13 protein-coding genes and 2 tRNA genes are annotated in these 22,900 nt (G+C 41.8%); all 15 read right to left on the bottom strand.

Translation table 11 applies throughout. The annotated features are described in order from the left end of the window. Positions 1–103: 103 nt before the first annotated feature. On the bottom strand, positions 104–3,364 hold the full coding sequence (locus CXF61_RS02735) for a restriction endonuclease (RefSeq protein WP_165597067.1): 3,261 nt from the start codon (positions 3,362–3,364) through the stop codon (positions 104–106). Between the two features lie 11 nt (positions 3,365–3,375). Continuing rightward, positions 3,376–5,325, bottom strand: a complete 1,950-nt coding sequence (locus CXF61_RS02730) for a site-specific DNA-methyltransferase (protein WP_227526574.1) — start codon at positions 5,323–5,325, stop codon at positions 3,376–3,378. A gap of 166 nt (positions 5,326–5,491) precedes the next feature. After that, positions 5,492–6,304 (bottom strand): DUF4391 domain-containing protein, encoded by an 813-nt coding sequence (locus CXF61_RS02725; RefSeq protein WP_134292758.1) that lies wholly within the window; start codon positions 6,302–6,304, stop codon positions 5,492–5,494. Next, positions 6,301–9,651: a helicase-related protein gene (locus tag CXF61_RS02720; RefSeq protein WP_165597066.1), complete on the bottom strand. Its 3,351-nt coding sequence runs from the start codon at positions 9,649–9,651 to the stop codon at positions 6,301–6,303. The genes CXF61_RS02725 and CXF61_RS02720 overlap by 4 nt, the downstream gene beginning before the upstream one ends. 115 nt (positions 9,652–9,766) lie before the next feature. Beyond that, on the bottom strand, positions 9,767–11,125 hold the full coding sequence (locus CXF61_RS02715; RefSeq protein WP_165597065.1) for a tyrosine-type recombinase/integrase: 1,359 nt from the start codon (positions 11,123–11,125) through the stop codon (positions 9,767–9,769). A gap of 164 nt (positions 11,126–11,289) precedes the next feature. After that, a tRNA-Leu gene (locus tag CXF61_RS02710) sits at positions 11,290–11,376 on the bottom strand. A gap of 124 nt (positions 11,377–11,500) precedes the next feature. After that, a tRNA-Cys gene (locus tag CXF61_RS02705) sits at positions 11,501–11,574 on the bottom strand. A 181-nt stretch (positions 11,575–11,755) separates the two neighbouring features. Beyond that, the gene (locus CXF61_RS14120) at positions 11,756–11,890 is read right to left on the bottom strand and encodes a putative transporter small subunit (RefSeq protein WP_218870079.1); all 135 of its coding nucleotides are present in this window, start codon (positions 11,888–11,890) and stop codon (positions 11,756–11,758) included. Positions 11,891–11,974: 84 nt separating this feature from the next. After that, entirely contained in the window at positions 11,975–13,624 is a 1,650-nt protein-coding gene (locus CXF61_RS02700) for a sodium:solute symporter family protein (RefSeq protein WP_319823146.1), read from the bottom strand. 785 nt (positions 13,625–14,409) lie between these two features. Next, the gene (locus CXF61_RS02695; RefSeq protein ID WP_227526573.1) at positions 14,410–15,492 is read right to left on the bottom strand and encodes a formate dehydrogenase accessory sulfurtransferase FdhD; all 1,083 of its coding nucleotides are present in this window, start codon (positions 15,490–15,492) and stop codon (positions 14,410–14,412) included. Between the two features lie 91 nt (positions 15,493–15,583). After that, complete coding sequence (locus CXF61_RS02690; RefSeq protein ID WP_165597064.1) at positions 15,584–17,905, bottom strand: FdhF/YdeP family oxidoreductase; 2,322 nt, start codon at positions 17,903–17,905, stop codon at positions 15,584–15,586. A gap of 215 nt (positions 17,906–18,120) precedes the next feature. After that, positions 18,121–18,915, bottom strand: a complete 795-nt coding sequence (locus CXF61_RS02685; protein ID WP_057759272.1) for an ABC transporter ATP-binding protein — start codon at positions 18,913–18,915, stop codon at positions 18,121–18,123. A gap of 64 nt (positions 18,916–18,979) precedes the next feature. Further along, complete coding sequence (locus CXF61_RS02680) at positions 18,980–19,879, bottom strand: ABC transporter permease (RefSeq protein ID WP_101204314.1); 900 nt, start codon at positions 19,877–19,879, stop codon at positions 18,980–18,982. Positions 19,880–20,322: 443 nt separating this feature from the next. After that, positions 20,323–21,363, bottom strand: coding sequence for an ABC transporter substrate-binding protein (locus tag CXF61_RS02675; RefSeq protein WP_165597063.1), 1,041 nt, complete (start codon positions 21,361–21,363; stop codon positions 20,323–20,325). Positions 21,364–21,440: 77 nt separating this feature from the next. Further along, complete coding sequence (locus tag CXF61_RS02670) at positions 21,441–22,490, bottom strand: ABC transporter substrate-binding protein (RefSeq protein WP_102094939.1); 1,050 nt, start codon at positions 22,488–22,490, stop codon at positions 21,441–21,443. Between the last annotated feature and the right edge of the window lie 410 nt (positions 22,491–22,900).

Here is a 22,900-nt window from a genome sequence, read left to right as displayed (position 1 = left end):
TTGAATGCACATAAACTAAGCTATTTACGTATATCTTACTTCAATAAAAAACCACCTTAGCATTACGCAAGGTGGCTTGGTTTTTTACTAGGCCATAGATACTTTATCCAACGAGCTTCAATAGCTCGTCAAAGTCAGTAATCACACCGTATTTCACAGCTTGGTCATCAAGGCTATTATCATCGCCAGCCTTTAAGTTTAATGCATCAAAGAAGCATGTAGCACTCTCTATCCGATACTTTTCTTTTTCGCGCAAATCCGCGTCTAGCATTGAGCCTTTGGTTTCAGCCACAAAATAAATATGACGCACTTTACCTTCGTTAAATGCAATGGCCCAGTCAGGATTGTAGTCGCCCACAGGGGTTGGTATTTTGAATCTATCAGGCAGCTTGGCATATACCGCTACATCGTCAATAGCACCTTCCAGCTCCTGAGCAAATCGTTTTTCAATGCTTGAGTCCGTCGCAACATAGTCAAAAACATGTCGACTAACTTTTAGTGAGTCGCTAGGGATTTTCTGATTAGACACAAAAATCTCATTAATCGGGTAGGTCTGGTCGGTCGTATAATAAGTAAGTCCTTGGATAACCATCTTGATACGTGCTTCGTTGATAAGGCGAGCTACCTCACGGATGAAAGCCTCAGGGTTATTTTTGAACTGCGCAAAAATTGCGTTGTTGATACCTTTTAAAATAGCCACGATACTACGACGGGTAAGATCCGTCTGTTCACTCAGTGAGCCTATTAAGTCGTATTTCACTTGTGAACGTATAGAAACATCTGCTGATTCAGTCGAGGTGGTAGGGTTGCTAAATGACTGCCTAGCGGTCAGTTCTTCATGAGTGATAGTATCGCGCTGAGTAGATTGAGCGAGCTTATAGCTAAGTGATTCTACAAAGTTGTTATTCCTTTGTTTTGCTGCTGCTTCAATATACTGAATGCTCTGCGCTATAAGTTTTTCACTATCGATCTTAATCTCAAATACTGCCTTGTGATTAATACGATTCCATAACTCTAAGAATTCTTTTCTCTTAAAATTATTCTCATTGATGGGATTGGGTGTTGTCTTGTTATCATTCTCGGTCATATCTTCAAGGTCTTTGGGATTAAAGATACCGCCGATTAATTTTACGATTTGATCCGTCAAAGGTATAAGTGCCTCTGGTAGCGGTGCTAAGCTATCACTGTTAACGGCTTCATGATAGCTATCTGTGATATGTTTATCAAAATCTATGTAATCATTTTTAATAAGATAATGGACAATCATATCAGCGTCACGCTCGCTTACCTCATGCTTGCTACCATCATCTAGCGTTAGTACTTTATTATAAAAATAGTCTTTTGTGGCTTTAGTAGGTCTACTAGATAAAGCTGCTGCCAGCTCTTTTTGCAAGTTAGTCACAAAGTCGGTGTAGCTTTCGTTAGTGACAACGGTAAGATTGTTTATAAGATGAATATCACCTTTGGACAAGTGATTGGCATCCATACGCAAACCATCTTTGCGTACTGCCAAACGCAAGCCTCGTCCTACTTCTTGTCGGCGAGAAATGGTGTTTTCAGAATGTTTTAAGGTACAAATGACAAATACGTTAGGATTATCCCAGCCTTCTCTTAGGGCAGAATGTGAGAAGATAAAGCGGACATTTTTCTTATGGCGTGTCTCTTCTGAGTCGTTTGGCTCCGGAAAGGACAGTAAGCTTTCTTTATCTTTTAAAATAAGGTCATAAGCGTCGATATCATCTGTAAGACTGACTTTACCGCCCAGCTCTTCATCTACAAAGTTTTTGGTTGTAGGATCAACCATATGCTTATTTTTATCCAGTGAGAAGTAGCCATTATGAGTGCGATCGACGTCAATCTCACTTAGATAGTTAAGATAAGCATCGTTTTCTATATTTAGACCTACCATTTCATCGACCAACTGTTGATACTGCTTAACGAATATCTGCGCATACTCTCCATCAACACGATTGCCTTGTTCATTGTATTGACGGTATTTGGCTACTTCGTCAATAAAGAATAAGCTCAGTACCTTTATATCTTGATTGAATAGTACCCTTTCTTTTTCTAAGTGAGCGCGAATAGTCTCTCGTATCTGAATAGTGCGCATCAATTTTTCATCGATTTGACCTAGTGCCTCACCAACATGGATTTTGATACCATTGGTAAAGGTTAAAGACTGATCGCGAGCGTCTATTTCAGCGACGACGTAACGGTCTTTGTATTGTTCAGCTTGATTGGATAGTGTGTATAGATCACTACCTTTTTTAACACGACGAATACGACGTTTGACGCCTGATTTGGTTTTTTCTTCTATATCAAGCCTAGCAGTAGGGTCTGATGAAGACACTTCTATATCTTGTAAATACAAGTAGCTATGAGCACCTGATAAGCCCTTAACCTCAACACCTTTGACGGTAATTTTTTTAACTAGCTTTTGATTGTAGGCATCTAGCGCGTCTAAGCGATAAACCAGATTGTAGTCGCGCTTATGGGTAGCTGAATAACGCATGATGAATAAAGGATTAAAATAACTCAGGCTCTCTAACGTGTTCTTAGACTGCATTTTCTGAGGTTCATCCAGAATGAGAATAGGGCGGTTGCGACGTATCACATCGATAGGACGACGTGAGCCAAAGTCATCCATTTCGGCATAAATCTTACGGGCGGCTTTATTGTTAGCGCCTTGTTTTATGGTGTTAAAAGCTTGAACGTTAATAATCATTGCCCAAACATCTGAGCTTGAGCTAAAAGTTTCAAGCTCATGCAACTGGTCAGAGTTATAAATAAACGATCTGGGCTTTTTGCCAAACTTTTCTTGGAAGTGATTAGCCGTCATCTCAAAGGTTTTTGCTACGCCTTCACGGATAGCAATGCTTGGTACGACGATAATAAATTTTGACCACCCATAACGCTTATTCAGCTCCATCATAGAGCGGATATAGCAATAGGTTTTACCCGTACCCGTTTCCATCTCAATGTTTAGATTGATAGCACTAGTGGTTAGGTTCTGCCCTTTACCACCTTTACTAGAGGTGTCATCCGTGATTAGCTCAGATGACTGTGGCAAGCCTTGGCTTGCCTGCACACGTTTTATGTTCTCTAATACTTTTGAGGGGTCGTCAATAGGCGCATTGGCATAGCCGATATGTAGCTCATCGAATAATGAGGATTGCCCAGTACTAGCCAGCTCGTCATTGGTGAATAAGGATAAGTTTTCGCCTTTTGGCTCAGGTAATAGGTTTTGCTTACCTTGGTCAATAGTATATCGCTGCGCAATCTCTTTGGGTTGTCCGATAAAGCAATCTGCAACAGCATTAACCGAGTCAAGCTGGTATTGGAGCTCTTTAAATTCAATTTTCATGACTGAGCTCCTTAGATGAATTCCACTTGCGTATCAGGTGACAGTTGCGCAAAACGTGCTTTAATATTGGTTTTGTCTTGGTCATGAGCTATCGCCAGCTCACTTGAGACAAATTTAAGTGGCTTATCCTTTGATATCTCATCTATTAAATCAGTCGTTAGCGTATCAAAACAAGCGACCAAGCTATCTATACCCACGTAATAGACTGAGCTGCCTTGAATGTCTTTGACTTCGATAGGTAAGGATAAAGGCACACCCCAATCGAGCATAACTTGAAATAGCAAGTCCTCCCCAGTGCGGTCTTCTTTGATATGAGATTCAAGATGATCTAATGCAGCCTGTTCATAGTTATCAGGTGTGTAATAGACGTCTTTCATATTAGTGCTGTCGATTTTAAGCACGCGAAAGCCAATATCTAAGTCTTCAATACCGTCTTTATCTTGATTGTCTGCCAAGATTTTTTGACCAGCTCGGCGAATACGTTCCTTGGATATTTCAGCGATATTAGGTTTAAAGTTATTATCTAAACAAAATTCATAAGCGTCTTTTTGTTTGTTCGGATCAATTGGCTCATCTAGCTGAACCATAATAAATTTACGTTCTTCACTATTTTCAAAATTTGATCTCATTATAGAGTGAGCGGTAGTCGAGCTACCAGCGAAGAAATCTATAACTATGTCGTTTTCACTAGTAACCATACTTACTAACTCACTAATTATTTCTTCATCTTTGGGGTAAGGAAATACATTATTACCCATTAGTTGAGTTAGTCTTTTTGAAGCGGCTCTGCCGTCTTGGTAAAATACACTGTAGGGAGTTTGTACCTCTTTGTCCTTTAAGTACGTTTTTAAGCATGGAACATAATTTTCATCGATACCGAAATGTACAAGTCCATTATCAATCCATTCTTTCATTTTTGCCTGAGAGTTAGTAACCCATCCTCTAGAAGGAACTTTAACTGGTTGCTGAGTTATTGGATGTAAAACCTCATATTTTGGTCCGCCACCACCAGGCCATGATATATCTGATGCAAAATAAATTCCGTTTTTATCCATATGACTATAGTGCTTATGATCCTTAGAAGGGTCACCATCTGCTAAATTTTTATACCAATTTTTTAACTCTTCATGTATTTTTTGATAATCATTTTTAAACTCTTTTTTTAATTTGTTTGCTTTTTTATAGATATTATCTAAACCTTTCTTTTTTTGCCTCCAGATTATTTTTTTGTTTTTGAGATAGCTTAAGCTCTTCACATAGCAAATTATATATTCGTGTGAAACAGAGATATGCTGGGAGTCATTTTTTCGCCCGCCTGCCCATACTAAATCAGCAATAAAGTTATTCTGACCAAAGGTTTCATCAAGAATCAGCTTTAATTTAGCATGTTCATTTTCATCACAGCTCACAAAAATGACACCGTCTTCTTTTAGTAGGCTTTTAGTCAATCTTATACGACTATACATCATCGTTAACCAGTCAGAATGAAAGCGTCCATTGGTTTCGGAGTTAAGCTCATAGTTATCTATCAGTCGATTACCTTCCTCATCAACTTGCTCAGAACGCTCTAAGAAGTCTGATGTGTTTTCAGAAAAGTCATCTTTATAAATGAAGTCACTGCCTGTGTTATAGGGTGGATCTATATAGATCATCTTGACCTGACCCAAATAGCTCTCTTGCAGTAACTTTAGAGCATCTAAGTTATCACCTTCTATAAATAGATTTTCAGTGGTGTCAAAGTTCACACTCTCCTCCCGCGCAGGACGTAGCGTTTTAGCAATAGGGGAGTTGGCTTCTAATATTGCTTGACGCTTACCTGGCCAGTCTAAACGATAGCGTTCTTGACCACCCTCAACCAATGACTGTGACAGCTCTTGACGCAGCAAATCAAAATCTACAGCCTTTTTTAGATTACCATTATCGTCTTTTGACTCAGTGATACAGTTGGGAAATAGCGCCATGATTTTTTGCACATTGTCATCGACTAGGTTAGGGCTGTGCATGTCGAGAGAATCGTTATCAGGTTGGTTTGCTTGGGCAGTGTTAGTCATCTAGGTCTTCCTAAATCTGGTGAGTATGAATAAAGTACGACAATTGGTTGTAGCCATTATTTTTGAATAAGTTTTATTAATGGGCTTTATTAATGAGCTGATTGAGCTGCTCTTTAAGTTTATGTAAACGCATATTAAGCTCAACTTTACGGTTGAACTGTGGCTCTTTTTTGACCTTTTTTTGAAGTTGCTCGACTTGCTTTGTCAGGCTCTCGACTTGCTGCACGTGCTTGAGCTTATCTTCTATACTCGTTGTGGTACTGATAGAGACGGTAGCTGTCGGCTTCAGTTCTGCTTTTGCAACGATACTCACTTCAGTAGAAGGCGTGTTACCCTCAATGGTCTCTGGCTTAATGTGCTGACTAGATGGCTTTGGCGTATTAGTAAGCTTATCCGTCACAGCATCATTAGCAATACTAGGCAGCAATTGCTCAATCAGATGGGTATATAGGTCAGTCAGATTAAGTATCAATGGTAACGGCTCACGTTGATCGCTGGCGAGCCATTCTGAGCTATAGTATTTATTTAGCACGATTTTTGACTTATCTGCTTGGCTCGCACGCTTGTAAGCAGCAATAACTTTGACCCGATCATTATGGATGATCTCAAAAATAACGGGAGTTGTTATCAGCTTATCAATGTACTTGAGTATACTTAAGTCAATGTCAGCAGTGCGAGCGACAATTCTAAATATCTGCACTTCTTGAAACAGAGTATCGGTTTGAATATTTAGCGAGCCAGCAGAGAGCTTATATGCCCAAGTGATTTTTGCCACTTCATCGATAAACTTTTGCTTAAGCTTACTGTTAGCAGCGCCTTGCTCATAGAGCTTGTTTTTGGGTATGGGTCTATCAACGGCAGCCGATTGAGGATATTGGTATAAAATCATAAGTCGCTAGCACTGTCTATAGGTTGGCTACTGCATGAAGTCAGCTCTTCGACCACAACAAACCCTATAAGCTCAAAGTCATTGAGCTCATTTATGTCATTTTTTAGAGCGGTAGTCGTCATACCGCTGAATAGACTGTCAATATCTTTGTCAGCTTTGACTTCCTTGATCGCCTCTATAGCTAAGTCTAATAGTAAGCTATAGTGACTCATATCTTGACCATCAGCGGTGCGCTTATTAAAGGTCTTACATACCTCTAATATAGGTTCAGGCTGCCCACGGCACGCTTGTCTAGCCAAACTCAGCAAGTGCTTCGCTTGGGTATAATCTGCTATGACTTTTCCGTCGTTATCAATATATATTAGATAATAAGGGTATAGCTGGTTAGTTTTCTCGGCATCAGTTTTATGATTTGTGCGTCCGTTAGCTTGAGCTAGCTCACGTGCTTTTAGGGCAAAAATGACACCAGCAGGTAGTCCTAATCTGTCATTAGCAGGAACGACGGCATGTAGTCCATTAGGCAGTCGCTTTAAGTTAGGATTGGCTTCTATATAGCTAAGTAAATCCATACGAAAGTCATTAAGGCCTAAGTCTGTAATAGACACACCAGTATTGGCATCTTCTAAGTCTAGCACTTCAGTCTGCATACGTTTTAGCTGTTCATGACGATACGCAATGTCATTGGCCTTAGAACTCAGTACGTTATCATCGCCTGTGCTAGACATGTCTACGATGACCATGCGGTTTTCGACTCGCTCTCGTAAATTAATATACTCATCTAGACTGATATCTGGCCAGTAGTTCACCAGTTGAATCTGATCATTGGTAGAGCCGATACGGTCTATTCGCCCAAAACGCTGGATGATACGTACGGGATTCCAGTGAATATCATAGTTGATAAGGTAATCACAGTCTTGTAAGTTTTGCCCTTCAGAAATACAGTCTGTTGCTATCAAGATATCAATCTCTCTAGATTCGTCAGGAAAGATATCATCCTTTTGTTTAGATCTAGGCGAGAAAAGTGTCAATAACCCTTGCATGTCGTAGCCCTTACGGCTGCTTACCATGCTCTTTATCGTGGTATGGTTTTCGCTACCCGTAATCTTAGCGGTATGTAAACTGAAATCATGCAATAGCTCTGGCGCTATATGCTCGTATAAATAATTAGCAGTATCCGCAAAAGCAGTGAATATCAGTACCTTTTGGTTACTAGGATTTATAGGGTTATTAATCTTATCGATCAAATGTTTTTTGAGGTGTTGGAGCTTATGGTCACGCTCTGGCGTAACTGTACTAATAGTACTTATTAATCGCCTAACGACAGCGTAGTCCGCCTCTAAATCTGTGTGCCACTTTAATATATCCATGTCATCAAGATGAACTTTGAGTTTACCGCCTACCCAATCGTTAGGGCTAGTCGGTCCATCTAGCCCTTCGTCATAGGCATCATCATCGTATCCTGTGCCAATATCAATAGATAGCAGGTTATTACTTTTTCGAGCCTGATACTCAGCTATGCTAGATAAGGCTTGTTCTAAACGGTTCTTTAGATTATGCAATGTTAAACGGAATGCATGAACAGAGCTTTCTAAACGTTTGAGTAAGTTGACCGTCATTAAGGCCTGTAGGCTTTTTTCTCGATCTTGCTGCTTGAATCGTCCTTTGCCTTCGACCTCAGTGTCATATAGATCTTCGTATTTCTCTAATGCACTGGGAAATATGTAGGTAAGCGGTGCATACACAACCATTCTAATGGATGCCAGCTCTTTATAAATCTGATTAAAGGTAATGCTTTCATCTTCTGTAATAGCACAGCGGTATGATAGAGGTCTTAAGCGTGTTGGGAACTGTCCAACTTCCTTGGTGTCATAAAAGCGCTGAATATGCTTGCGTGAGCGTGCAATAGTAACGCTATCTAATAGCTTGAAAAAGTCAAAATCTAACATATCCAATATGGCTTTAGTGGTTCGATTCTCTACGGGCAGTTTCGACCAGTTGTTAAAACTGGCCTGAGCATTTCGGAATATAGTGTCAATGTCTCGCTTAGTATCGAGCTTATCGTCTAGGTTCTTACTATCTCCTTCGTATGCTAGCGCCAGCTGATTTTTTAGATCATTAAAGCGGTTGTTCACAGGCGTTGCTGAAAGCATCAGCACTTTAGTTTTTACACCTTGTTGTATGACTTGCTCCATTAATCGATCATAGCGAGTTTTCTTATCCTTGAAGTTATCGCGATTACGAAAGTTGTGTGATTCATCGATAACTACCAAGTCGTAATTACCCCAGTTGATTTTTGCTAAGTCTATTCCAAGGGTTTCACCACTATTTCTAGATAGATCAGTATGAAAGAGGACATCGTAATTGAAACGATCTTTAGCAAAAATATTGGTCGTCAAGTTGGCATTATAGTTAGTCCAGTTAGCACCGAGCTTTTTAGGACAAAGTACTAAGACACTTTTGTTGCGTAGCTCATAATACTTAACGACCGCAAGAGCAGTGAATGTTTTACCTAAACCTACGCTATCCGCTAGGATACAACCGTTATAGGTCTCAAGTTTATTAATAATGCCGACCGCTGCATCTGTTTGGAAGTTGTAAAGCTTCTGCCAAATAAGCGTGTCATGATAGCCTGTCAAATCGTTAGGCATGACATCTTCGTTCAGATCTTCAAGAAACTCTTTAAAAATATTGTAGAGTATTAAAAAGTAAATACGTTCAGGATCGTTCTCTTGGTAGACCGACTCAATATGACGAACAATCTCGTCAGTGATATCAGTGACCTTTTGCTGATCTTGCCATATTTGATTAAACAGGTTCAAGTAGGGCAGCGCATAGTCTGAATCAAATCGATTAACCATGTTTGAGACGGCATCACCTTTCTCATAGCCAAGCCCAACAGGGGTAAAGCCTTGGATAGGCATGTAAGTAAGTAGTGACGTTTTGTCCTTAACACACACAAACTCTTGCATTGGTGCGTTAGTAGTATTTGACTTAAAGACAGCTTTATTACGTATCCATTCAGCACATTCTTTAGCGATGGCTTTCTGAGTCAGTTTGTTTCTAAGATGTATCTCAAACTCAGTACCATATAGGCTGTCCTCTCTATTGAGCTGGGGTATGACGAACTCACGCTTTTCTTTTTTAAACTTATCAGTAACATCATTAGCTACAAAGGTGGGAGAGGTGAATAAAAATTGCATTCCATCGATATTCTTAAGCTCCTGTTTTAAAGCAGCATAAGCATAGATAGAGAAAAAGGAGGCTGCTATCTGTAGCTTAGAGCCAGTATGCAGGTTTTCTTTTATGTCATCGCCAAATCTGTGATTTAAGTTATCTATAAGTTTCATAATTCAGCTTTTAATTGTGTGATAAATTGGTAGGATAAGAGCTATAACTGTTTTATAAGTAAAACTAAGTTTTTAATAGATACTATATTACTCAATATTATTTCAAATTTCAGTCTCAGGATTTACTCTTAAGCATTTCAAGCACTTTATCTTCTCCCAGCTGATCAATCAATATTTGCAGTTGCGCGTTAGAGTCAGCTTTGGTTTGCGCATCTGCTTTAAACTCTGCTGTATCTCTACCTTCTCTCAAAGCATCTAAATAGTCAGCCCATTTTTGCATCATTTCCGCACGATCATCAATGTACTCAAATCGACCGTAAGCCGTTCCATTAGGATCTTTCGTTGTATGACCCAGTGCCATCTCTACAAGCACTAGAGGGTACTTCAACTGCTCTTGCAGTATGGTCTTAGCCGTCGCTCTAAAGCCATGAGCACAATGTATATCTTTATAACCTAAATCCTTCAGACGCTTATTAGCAGTCGCATCAGAGATAATCTGATGCTTTTTTGCCGTTTGGCTAAAAAATACATATTCAGTATGACCGTTAATTTTATACTGCTCTCGTAATATGTTCACAGCTTGACGAGGTAGGGGAACCACCATGTCCTTGACCATATTTACCTTGCCTTGACCCTTCAATGGCTTTAATTGCCACCTACCAGCCTCTAGGTCTAGATCTGCCCAGCGCATGCGCCTTAGGTCACCGTTACGCACAAAGAGTAAAGCTAATAGCCTAAGGGAATTTATGGTGTTTGGGTCACCTTCTATTGTCTCGATGGCTTTAAGTAATTTAGCCAAGTCCTTCGGTTTAGTAACCGCAGGACGATGACCGTAATTTGACTTAGCCAACTGGCTCTTAATGAGCGCCGCAGGATCGCTCTTACAGAAGCCTCGTGCTCCAGCATAGACAAACACATCACTGGCAATGCCAGCACAGCGTTCAGCCTTGTCTGTGGGCTTACCATCCTTGTTCAATGAGTTTGCTTGAATGTCTAACAGCACTTCAAGCATTTTAGGTGAGGTGATATCGCTGATTGGCTCGTCACCAATATATTTGCATATAAGCTCAAGACGACCTTTCTTACGAATGAGAGTATTGCTCTTCTGAGTCTGATCTAGACTGTCAAAATACTCCCAAGCAAAATGATTAAAAGAGTTTTTAGTTTTACTAATAATACTTTTCTTTTTATCTTCACGGTGTGTTTTAGGGTCAACGCCTTTGCTCAACAGATCTTCATACTCACGCCAAACTTCACAGGCACGAGCATACGAGATATTTGGATATATACCGATGGAGATAATACTTTGTTTAGGATTGGAAGGTGGGTAGTATCGATACATCCATGACTTAGTCTCAGTAGGACGTACCATTAGGAAGAGTTTAGGATGATTTTTGACAGCAACGAAGTACTTCCTATCTTCAGGCTTATGGCTGCTGATGCTTCTGTCTGAACTGATCGCTTTTCTTTCCATATCCTAGATCTCCATGAGTAGACTCAAAACTCGGTATACTTGACAGTATACTCAAAGTGCATGGATTAGGATAGATTCATAGGACAGTATGGAACGTCAGATACAACAAAGCCCCTGACATCAGGGGCTTTAGCGACTTCAAAAAGAAGTATAGAACTATATAATGGTACCCGGAGCCGGACTTGAACCGGCACGCTATTGCTAGCGAGGGATTTTAAATCCCTTGTGTCTACCAATTTCACCACCCGGGCAAAACTTGTTTTATCTAAGATGTAAACTAGCTGATAGACCATCTAGTTACTAGATAAGTGGTCGCTATTATAATCGGTTGTGATAATAATGCAAGCCAAAATTAACGTAAAGTTAATAAATAATTGGAGGCTGGAGTCGGAATCGAACCGGCGTTAACGGAGTTGCAGTCCGCTGCATGACCACTCTGCCATCCAGCCAATCAAGGTCGCCTATATTAGCAAAAATATAGTAAATTACAAGTCCTTTTTTCATTAAAAACAGCTTATTTATTATCTTATCTATATTTAGCCCCAATTTAGAAGCGTTTATACTGTTAATAGGCTTTTTCAAACTATTAGTAAACCAGTGTTTGATGATGATGGTTTAAAATATAGTGCGCTAAACTATATCTCTATTGTTACGTTTGGCACTTTTCACATCACGATAAGTGGCCGTGCAAATTAATACGAGTACGCCAAGAGTAATGGCGGGCCAAATTAAGATATATAAGCCGTAGATAAAGACGTTGTCCATGATATCTCCTTATAATATTGCTAAGTAAGTAGCGATTAGCCAAATACTGCTGACCAATCACTACTTGGATAAAGCGACTTTGATTTAAGATTTAAGTGACGATGGGATTTCCGACTTTTTATCGTAATTGCCCACACGCTGCTTAATTAAGTCGAAGTCGAAGTGTTCGTCTCCCATCAGGCTGATAATCACACAGACGACGGTACTAGCGCCGTAAGCTGTTAGAGAGGCTAGCAGGACCATATATTGACGTAAGAAGCCAGTAGCGAAGATAAGCATCAGCACTAGCGTGATAACTGCGGCGACCATGCCAATCTTACGACCTAAGAATCCAAAGACCATTAGCCCAATAACAACCGCTGCACCGACACTGGCCAGTATTTCAAAGAATAGGGCGGTGACACCAGTGATTGGGAGTAATTCGAAACGGGCAACGCAAAATAAGAGTAGTCCGACGATAACTGCTGAGGTAAAGGCAGTATTGGTGACGCGATTCCAAAACACACTGGCGATAACAGGGAAGACAATAGCCCCCCATAGTGCACCAACAAATACTAGCATGACGAGAATATCAAGCTTAAAGCTCGCAAAAATTAGTCCAGCTGCTGTCGCAACAATCATCGTGCCGCGACCAATTAGCATCATTGTTTTAGGTTTAACATGGCCTTTTTTGGCGATATTTTTACCGTAGACATCAGCCATCATAATAGTTGATAGCGCTGATAAATCTGAGTCAGCGGTCGAGGACAACGACCCAATCACTAAGATAAAGAATAAGGCGATAAAGACGGGATGCAGATAAGTACTGACCATTTGAGGGATAAGGTTGTTCATATTGCCATCGAGTGGCTCGACGCCAATCGTTACCGCCATTAGTCCAATCATCCCAAGACCAATAACGATACCAGCATAGCCGACTGTAGCAGTGATAAACGTCGCTTTAATCTTGGTTTTATCGATCGCAAATAATCGCTGAGTGATGGTTTGATTACCGATAGCATATGCTAATACAGCGACGAAGTAAGGCGCACCTTGTTGAAAGAATGCCTCAGAGGAGAAAAAGTTCTGCTGCTCTAACGTCAGGTTCGACAGCCCGCTGACCATAACCTCAGGGCCACCCATGCCAAATAACACGGCGGGGATAATAACAATACCAATGGCCATTAGAGCGACCAACTGGGCGAAATCCGTAAAGACGGATGCTCGAAACCCTGATGTCAATGTATAACTCAGGACACCGATACCTGCGATCATTACCCCTGTTTGGAACGATAATGGCGACAGTACTGACACCAATGCCCCAGCAGCGGTAAAGTTGACCATCAAGCTAATTAAACTGCCCATAATATTGGATATGGCTAAGATTAATTGGCTTGATGAACCGTGGCGGGCATGAATCAGTTCACCTAGTGTATGGCCGTCTGGTGCCAATTCACGAAAGCGCATACCAAAAGGGTAGATGAATAAAATCATCAATGCACCCCAAAAGCCATAATGTATCGGCCCTGATACGCCGTACTTATAGCCAGAGGTGGCCGCAGCGTAAAATGAGGCTGCCCAAATCCAAGTGGCGGTCATGCTGGCTGCACCCATACCAAAGCCAACACCGTGACCTGCGACCATAAATCCAGAAGTGGTCTCTTTATCTTTTTTGATTAATAAGGACAGTAAATAGGTGCCGCCATAAAATGCTAATAATAATAAAATAATCGTTAATGATGAAAATTGGAACAATGACTCAGTTTTCAAACTCAGACCTCGCAATTGTTAGTTGATGAATAAAGTTCAGTAAAAATGAAAGATACCAAACCATTAGGAATACAGCATAGCCTACACAGTCCTCATACCGAACGTATGTGGCTAATATAAATAGCGAAAATACCAACTGCAGTGGTAAGCAAATGCTAAGTGTTACGCCCAAATCTTAATGAGACAGATACTGTCAAATCAAAAAGACAGGGACTACTTTCAATAGGCGTCAGTTAATGGGTAAACCATCACGCTATTAATAGGCATACACAAAGGTAGCTACATGCTAAAGAAAACTCATGTGATGAGTGTCTATAGCGGAATTACGAATAAGCACTAAGCCATGATAAAATGACCCGAACTCGATTTAGACAGCCTTATCAGCTGTAATAAACAATAGCTGAGAAATCTCTACTCATCTATTGCGATTGATGTGTTACTAAGCGGCATTAATAAATAAAACTACATATTTGTTAAGTGCCTGTAACATATTTGCGGGATAAGAGTAACCTATTATGTCATTAACCTCAAACATTATCCGATATTTACCAAACAATGACCGAAGATGATATATAAGTATTTATTTAAAGAGATTTAATAAGATTTTTAATAAAGCATTGAAAGATAAGGTTTTATTGTTAGTAGCATCGAGTGATATATCGCTATGAGCTAAGTTATAACCATGAATGGTTAGCTGAAGCTTTCATTAGAAAAATAGATAATGAGCGATAGATGATGGTTGCTCTCAATGAACAAGTAGAAGTGAATTTTTATATATTATCTTGTTTGGTATAGTAAGTGACTCGGTTATCACGTAAAAATCCAGCCAATCCAAGGCCATAACGCTCAGCCACGCGCACTGCTGTACTGGTAGGCGCTGACATGCCAACTAGCCACGGGATTTGACTTCGAATAGACTTTTGAACCAGTTCAATAGACAGACGCGAAGTCATAAGCACACAGCTAACGTCTGCTTTTTGGCGTAATTGCCAACCGATGAGTTTATCAAGTGCATTATGGCGGCCTACATCCTCGAATAAATGTAGCTGCTGATTATGTATCGTCGCTGCGGCATGTACCGCACCTGTCAGTTGATGCGTATGTTGCGCGGCATCCACTTGTTGACGCAGTGCCAATAGGGAGTCAAGACTTGGTGCGCTCGTTTGAATGCCATTTATACCTGTCTGTCGGTTATGTTCATGGTGTAAATGGTCTTGTGAGTAAGTACTTAAATCAGGCAAAGCTTGCGTTAGTCCAGTAATACCGCACATACCGCAGCCTGTACGCCCTGCGAGCTGCCGCTTTTGTGCCTGTATACGTTGATGGCAGCGTTGGCTCAATACCAACTCCACGACATAGATATCGTAATCTTGAAATCGTTCTAAGCTTTGCTCAATTGATACTGAGTCAAGATCTTCGTCATTCGAATCTTGAGCAAACTGCTGATAGCTAGCTAGATCTGCAAGATGAGTCACTTCCCAGTCGAGTAACTCGTGACTGTGTTGAATTAAGCCTTCGCTAAATAAGAACCCAACAGCCAAATACTCTAACTGATGAGGACTAGCCATCAGCACAGCATAATGAATCCCATTAATGATAATAGAGACCGCAGCTTCTACGGCTAAGCTAGTAGTCTGAGATTCAATTTGAAGGTGAGAGTCATGATTAGGGTCACTACTAACTGACGGGTAATGATGCTTTTGTGCTAAGTGACTACGAGCAAGTGGTGTCTCTGATAACCTCTCATCGTTAGATGATTTAGGTACAACTCTCTTAATGTCGGTTGAGTTATCTATCATAGCGGGGTCGATAAGAGCCTCACTTTGCTCAGCATTATTTTCAATGGTTATCACGGTTTATCATGGCCTAAAATTATGAGCGTGCTTATGGTCATCTAGAGGGAGAGCCAATGAAAATATTATTATTGGCTCTCCGCAGTATGATTTACGCAGGCGTAGCGATCGATGTATTTGCCTCTACGCGCTCTAAAATGACAGTGGTCGATTTGTACGCTGGGATATGAGAATCTGGCGCATGTGTATCTAAATCAAAGAGGTCATTGCACTCAGGGTAATAAGCAGCAACAGCGTTAGAGGCAATATCCATCTCGCTCAATACCAATGGGCCTAATACGCGTGGTTGCTCTAGGCTATCTTTAGCACGCTGGCGAGTGACCATAACACGGTCACCTTTTTGCCAACCTAAACGACCTATTTCATCGGGATGCATGAACAGCACGTCACGGCGATCCGTTTGACGATAGCGGTCTTTAAACCCAAAAATCATAGTGTTGAATTGATCATGGCTGCGGACACTGGTCAATTGCCAAACCTTTTGCGCTGTATTTTCAACATCATCGATATCGTTTGCGGCTGCCATTTGTGCGGCGACAAAAGTAATCGGATATTGTGGTACTTCAAACTGAGCTTTGCCGCTCTCGGTATTCCATACACGCTGACGCGCCGCATGATACAAATGAAAGCCACGCTCAGAGGTGCGAATACGCTGATTAAAGTCTTCAAATCCATTAATCGCTTGAGCGATATAGTCTCGAATAATATCGAAATCTTCACTCATCGCCAGCCAAGGAATAGACGTGTCGACGCTGAGTACATGGGTCGCAATATCCGCTACGATTTGCGCTTCAGATTTTAAAGTGTCGCTAACAGGTTTGAGCTTGCCCTGAGTTGGTACGATCTGACACATTGAGTCTTCGATAGTGGCAAATTGCTCACCCTTTGTGGTGACAATGCGTTCGGTACGACCTAGGCAGGGCAGGATCAAATTATTAGCACCTGGGTATAGCATAGTCTCATTGAGCTTAGTGCCGACAAATATATTAAGCTGAGTAGTGGTTAAGGCTTGCTCAATGGCGCTGGTATCAGGGGCAGCCACTGCGTAGTTACCACCCATACCCATAAAGACTTTTAATTTGCCAGCGATAAGAGCCTTGGCACCTGTGACGACATCGTAGCCATGCTCTTGTGGCATAGGGTGCTTAAACACACGCTCTAAACTGTCTAGTAAGCTTTTGCTAGGGCGCTCATGGATACCCATGGTACGATCACCCTGTACGTTGGAGTGTCCACGTACTGGAGAGGCACCTGCGCCATCAATACCAATCATGCCCATCAGCAGGAGCAAGTTGGTAATCATCGCGACATTGTCATCGCCCTGCACGTGCTGAGTAATGCCCATGCCCCAAGTGCAAATCGTTGCTGGACTATCAGCCACTAGCTCAGCGAGATTGACAATATCTGTCTGAGAAATACCGCAGCCAAGCGTGATGTCTGCCCATGATTGCTCTGTTAGCCACTGTTTTATAGGTTCAAATCCTGAAGTATGAGTGGTAATAAACTCATGATTGATTTTATCGTTTTCGATCAGCCATTTGGCAATGCCTGTCAATAGCGCTGCATCACCCCCGATTTGAATTTGAATAACGTCATCGACCATGTCAGCACTTTGACCGGCTGCCATGTGCGTTGGTTTTTGCGGATTCCTAAATTTACTCAGGCCTTGCTCACGCATCGGGTTGATTGAGATGATTCGACAGCCTTGCTCATGCGCATGGGCGAGCATCTCTAGCATACGTGGATGGTTAGTCGCTGGGTTTTGCCCAAACATCAATATCAGCTTGGCTTGCTCAAAATCTTCTAGCATCACTGTCGCTTTACCAATACCTAGCTGTCTGCTTAGCATTACTGAGGTTGGCTCGTGACACATATTTGAGCAATCAGGCAAATTATTGGTACCAAAGCAGCGTACGAATAACTGAAATAAGAAGGCAGGCTCATTAGTCACACGGCCTGATGTATAAAATAATGCCTCATCCGGTGAATCTAGCTGTCCTAACTGCTCAGCGATCAGTCTATAAGCAGCTTCCCAAGGGATAGGAACATAGCGATCTTGCGCCGCATCGTAATACATTGGCTCTGATAAACGACCACTATGCTCAAGCTCGTAACCAGTCCAGCCCTGTAGTTCAGTGACAGTATGTCTTGCAAAAAACTCGGCATCTGCTTTGTGGGTCATGGTCTCACTGGCAATGACTTTAATACCGTTCTCACAGACATCAATGGCTTTGTGTGACTTATGGTCAGGCCAAGCACAGCCTGGGCAGTCAAATCCGCCTTGTGGCTGATTGCTTTTAAATACACTTATACCGCCACGCAAAAATGTCTTATAGTCCATTAGCTTTTGGGTAGATGAGATCAGCGCAGGCCAACCAGCAGCAGGGTGGGAATAAATAGGAATTTTGCGCATGACAGACCTCATAGATAGATGACAACAGCGAAGCTTTGATAGACGACAACTATATAATGGTCAGTGAAAAGTTCATATGATCATTAACTATAGATAACAAAAAACCTCCAAGAAAAATCAATTCTCTTGAAGGTCTTTGAAGTTATCGGAAATGGTTATATCCGACAGGTACCAACTTACAAGTCGTAAGTCATGGACAGCATTAGCTCAAAAACTTAGCTCAAAATCAAACTGTCATCTTCAACTTTTTCGCCACGTGTTTGCTCGAACATATCGAGCAAATCATGTACGGTCATACCTTTACGAATGTCGCCAGCCACATCCAACACGACTTGACCCTGATGCAGCATAACGGTGCGTGTACCATGTGCCAACGCTTGTTGCATTGAGTGGGTAACCATCATCGTGGTTAGCTTATTGTCCGTGACAATCTTATCAGTCAATTCTAAGACAAATGCCGCAGTCTTAGGATCGAGAGCTGCAGTATGCTCATCAAGCAGCAAAATCTTAGAGGGCTGCAATGATGCCATTAGCAAACTTACTGCCTGACGTTGACCACCAGAGAGCAGACCCATACGATCGGTTAGACGATTTTCTAAACCTAATTTTAAAACGGATAGTTTTTCTCGGAACAAATCACGGTTGTTCTGGTTCAGTGCAAATTTCAGACCGCGATTACCACCACGTTTGTAGGCCAAAGCCATATTTTCTTCAATCGTGAGCGCTTCACAAGTGCCCGCCATCGGATCCTGAAAGACGCGAGCAACCCAATGCGCGCGTTGATGAGCAGATTTCTTAGTTACATCAATGCCATTGAGCAAGATTGAGCCACTATCGACACGCGTCGTACCGCTTACCGCGTTCAAAAAAGTAGATTTACCTGCGCCATTAGTACCGATGACAGTGACAAATTCACCATCAGCAATGTTTAAGCTGATACCACGTAGGGCAGGGTTTTCGATAGGCGTGCCTGGGTTAAAGGTCAACCGTAAATCGGTGGCTTGCATCATAATCGTTATTCCTTATTATCTCTTCAAGCGTCACAAGTATTATCAATACTTGCTTTGACTGTCATTAGGCGCGAACCTTGCGTGATAAAAACTTGGTTTTCGCTTTTGGCAATACCAAGGCTAGTACCACGAGCAGTGCAGTAATCAAGTTCAAATCCTGTGGACCAAAGCCGATACTACGTAGCGTATCGCTTGATAGTGCGACCTGAATAAACAGTTTGTACAATACCGCGCCGACAACAACGGCAAAGGTGATCAGCCAAATACGCTTGGCAGGAATGATCGTCTCACCGATGATGACTGCTGCTAGACCGATAACAATCGTACCGATACCAATTGAGATATCTGCGCCGCCCTGAGTCTGGACAAACAGTGCTCCCGCTAAGGCAATCAAACCGTTAGAAATCGCCATACCGATGATAGTCATCCACGAGGTATTGATACCTTGCGCCTGTGCCATTCTTAGGTTTGAGCCAGTAGCACGCATCGACAGACCTGTCTCAGTACTATAGAACCAGTTCAAAAATAACATGGCAGCTGCGACAACAACACCAATAATTAGGCAGCGCATCCAATAACCATTACCATCGGTCACCAAGGTGCTAAACACTGTGGTTTCGCCAAGAAGAGGTAGGTTTGGCGCGCCCATGATACGTAGGTTGACAGAATATAAGGCAACCATGACCAAAATACTGGCAAGCAGCTGCAAGATGCCAAGTTTGACATGTAGCCATGCCGTGACGATACCAGCGACTGAACCTGCTAACATCCCAAAAGCACAGGCCAACCACGGGTTGATGCCAGCGATGATAGAAATACCAGCGACTGCGCCACCTAACGGAAAACTACCGTCAGCGGTCAAATCTGGAAAGTCGAGCGTACGAAATGAGATAAGCACACCGAGTGCTACTAGGCCATAAATCAGACCACTTTCAAGCGCACCAAAAAAAGCAATTAAAGACATAAGAGATCAGTAAGTCATAACCAAGTGTCTAGCGTATGGTACCAAGATAAGTAAATGGCAATTGCCAAAATCATCTATCTGCTAAACAGCTAAGCGGTGAATTTAACAGATTAAGCAATCTGCGGTTAGGGTAAACCAAAACATATCACGATTAACAGCGATCATAAGCTACCTTCGTTTGAAGCGATGGTTTAAGGAACTGCAATGTAATCAATCAACATATCCTCTACTTAACAAGTATCAGATAAATTGTCAGACAAATACAGCACTATCAAACACGCTTGCAAAAAAAGACTCTGTTTAGACAAGAAGCCCAGCCTAATGACTCATAGCTGGGTTTCTTATTTAATCAGTAGCCGTATACTTTAAGGTATGCAACACAGTATTAAGTAGTGTCGCTATCTTATTTATACCTGCTATTGTGAGCCAAATACAAAGGTGCGTTATTCTACCACTTCTTTAGCTTTATCGATAACCGCTTGTGGCAATGTGATGCCTTCTTCTTTAGCATGTTTTGGACTGACGTATAGATCAAGCGCTTGTGGAGTGTAAACTGGGATAGCACCTGCTTTTTCACCGTTTAAGATACGTACGACAATTTTACCAGTTTCGCGGCCAAGCTCATAGTAGTTCACGCCTAGAGCAGCAACAGCACCGCGTTCAACTGAGCTAGTGTCCGAGGCAATTAGAGGGATTTTACTTTGTTTAGCGATTTGATAAAGTGACTCGTACGCTGATACCACGTTGTTGTCAGTTGAAGTGTAGATCATATCGACCTTACCTTCGAGACTACGCGCTGCCATCGCGATGTCGTTACTACGCTGTGCAGGCGCTTCTAATACATTGATACCTAGTGGTGTTAGCTTCTCTTTTAGATTTTTTAAGATAATCGTTGAGTTGACTTCACCTGGGCTATAGACATAACCGACGTTCTTTAATGATGGAATGATTTGATGCATCAAATCAATCTGTGGCTCATACGGTAGGGCATCTGATGCACCTGTAACGTTGGTGCCAGATCCATCTAGCTTAGGTACCAGTTTGGCTGCTACTGGGTCAGTAACTGCTGAGAATACCAATGGAATACTGCTAGTAGAAGCAGCAACAGACTGCGCAGATGGTGTTGCAATAGCGACGATAACGTCTGGTGCATCAGCGACAAATTGCTTGGCAATCTGACCAGCAGTAGCAGTGTTTCCTTGTGCGCTTTGGAAGTTAACCGTTAGATTTTCACCGTCTTTAAATCCTGCTTCGTTTAGCTCGTCGATGACACCTTTACGTACATCATCAAGCGCTGGATGTTCGACGATAGCGGTAATAGCAACGGTCTTCATAGCTGTCGCTGCATCACCACTAGCGGCAGCATCCGTAGAGCCATCATCTTGTGCTGATTGGTTGCAACCAGTCAAGATAGCAGTACATACACCGCCTAATAATAAAGCCTTACCGAAATTAAAACGACCAAAACGATTTTGAGACAACATGGGTCTTACTCCTAAAATAATAGTGTGTCCGTACACTATATAAATAATTGACGAGCTAATAGATAGCTTACTACTTTTTATTTGGTTTCGGCATCAATATCAACATTGATGGCGTTTTTTAGTAACTCTGCTGGCAAGCTGACACCTTGTGTTTTGGCGTGCTTAGGACTGACATATAAGGTCAGATCATTCATGACTTCAGGTTTGATGGTGTTGACCGCTTCGCCATTTAACACGCGATATACCATCTTGCCAGTGGTACGACCAAAATCATAGTCATTAACACCAAGCGCAGCAGTCGCGCCGCGTTTTACACTGAATTCATCAGACGCGATAATCGGTAACTTGAGCTCATTTGCTGCTTGAGTCATGGCCTCAAAGGCAGAAGCAACATTGTTGTCAAATGAGGTATAGATAATATCTGCACGTCCTTGCAAACTGCGCGTCGCCATACCGATATCCGTTGGACGATTGGCAGGAATGTCTAATAGTGACAGACCTCGTGCTGGCAGAGCTTGTTTTAGGTTCTCACGCAATGACACTGAGTTTGCTTCACCTGGGCTATAGACATAACCGATGGTCTTTAAGTCGGGTTTTATCTGCTGCAACAAATCCAACTGCGGCTCTAGTGGTAATTGGCTTGATAGTCCAGTCAAGTTGCTTTGAAAAGGCTTGCCATCTGCCGTAATGAGCTTGGCACCTAGCGGATCTGATACAGCGGTGTAGATAATAGGGATAGTGGTGGTCGCGGCTACCACTGACTGCGCAGAAGGCGTTGAGATTGCTACGATCGCATCAGGATTGTCTCCTGCAAATTGCTTGGCAATCTGTCCTGCAGTCGCTGTGTTACCTTGCGCACTTTGAAAGTTAACAGTTAGGTTTTGACCTTCGACATAGCCGTTATCAGCCAACTCATCAATAATACCGCGACGCATATCATCTAATGATGGATGCTCAACGATTTGAGTAATGGCAATAGATTTGGCAGGTTTGTCTGTAGCCGTGCTATTTTCAGCAGTCGCTGCGGTCTCGGTAGAGGAGTTTGAGCAGCCGATTAGTCCAAGTGTGCTAATGGCACTAAGAGCAACGCCATATAGGCTTAAGCGTAGAGTAGAAGCGATAGTCATTATTAGGTTAACTCATAGGTTATATCAATCGCAAAAACCAAATAGATACCGCCAGACTGACTGAGACTACTAATTTATATAGTAGTCATTTTGCTCATCTGTTTGGTGTGCTTTGGTTTTTTACCATGATATTGAAGAATGCAGATTAGCCAAGTCAATGCTATGTTGATGCTGAAATAGCAGGCTAACAATTAAATAAAGTAATCGTTCCATCGATTATTATGTTCATATTATGACAGTAATGTAAGTTATCGCAATAAGAAATTAATGTGTAGCGGTCATGGTGATGGATAATAAAAAAATCATCACTTCTTTTTATCTTATTAAGACGCGTGATGCATTGAAGCTCTTATGTAAATCTAAATATAACAGATGCCACTAGGGTACTTTTGTTTGCTCAAACCATATGC

Source organism: Psychrobacter sp. 4Dc, assembly GCF_002836715.1.
Lineage (GTDB): Bacteria > Pseudomonadota > Gammaproteobacteria > Pseudomonadales > Moraxellaceae > Psychrobacter.
The sequence above is the reverse complement of the archived record's forward strand: the minus strand, read 5'-3'. Positions and strand labels throughout refer to the sequence as shown.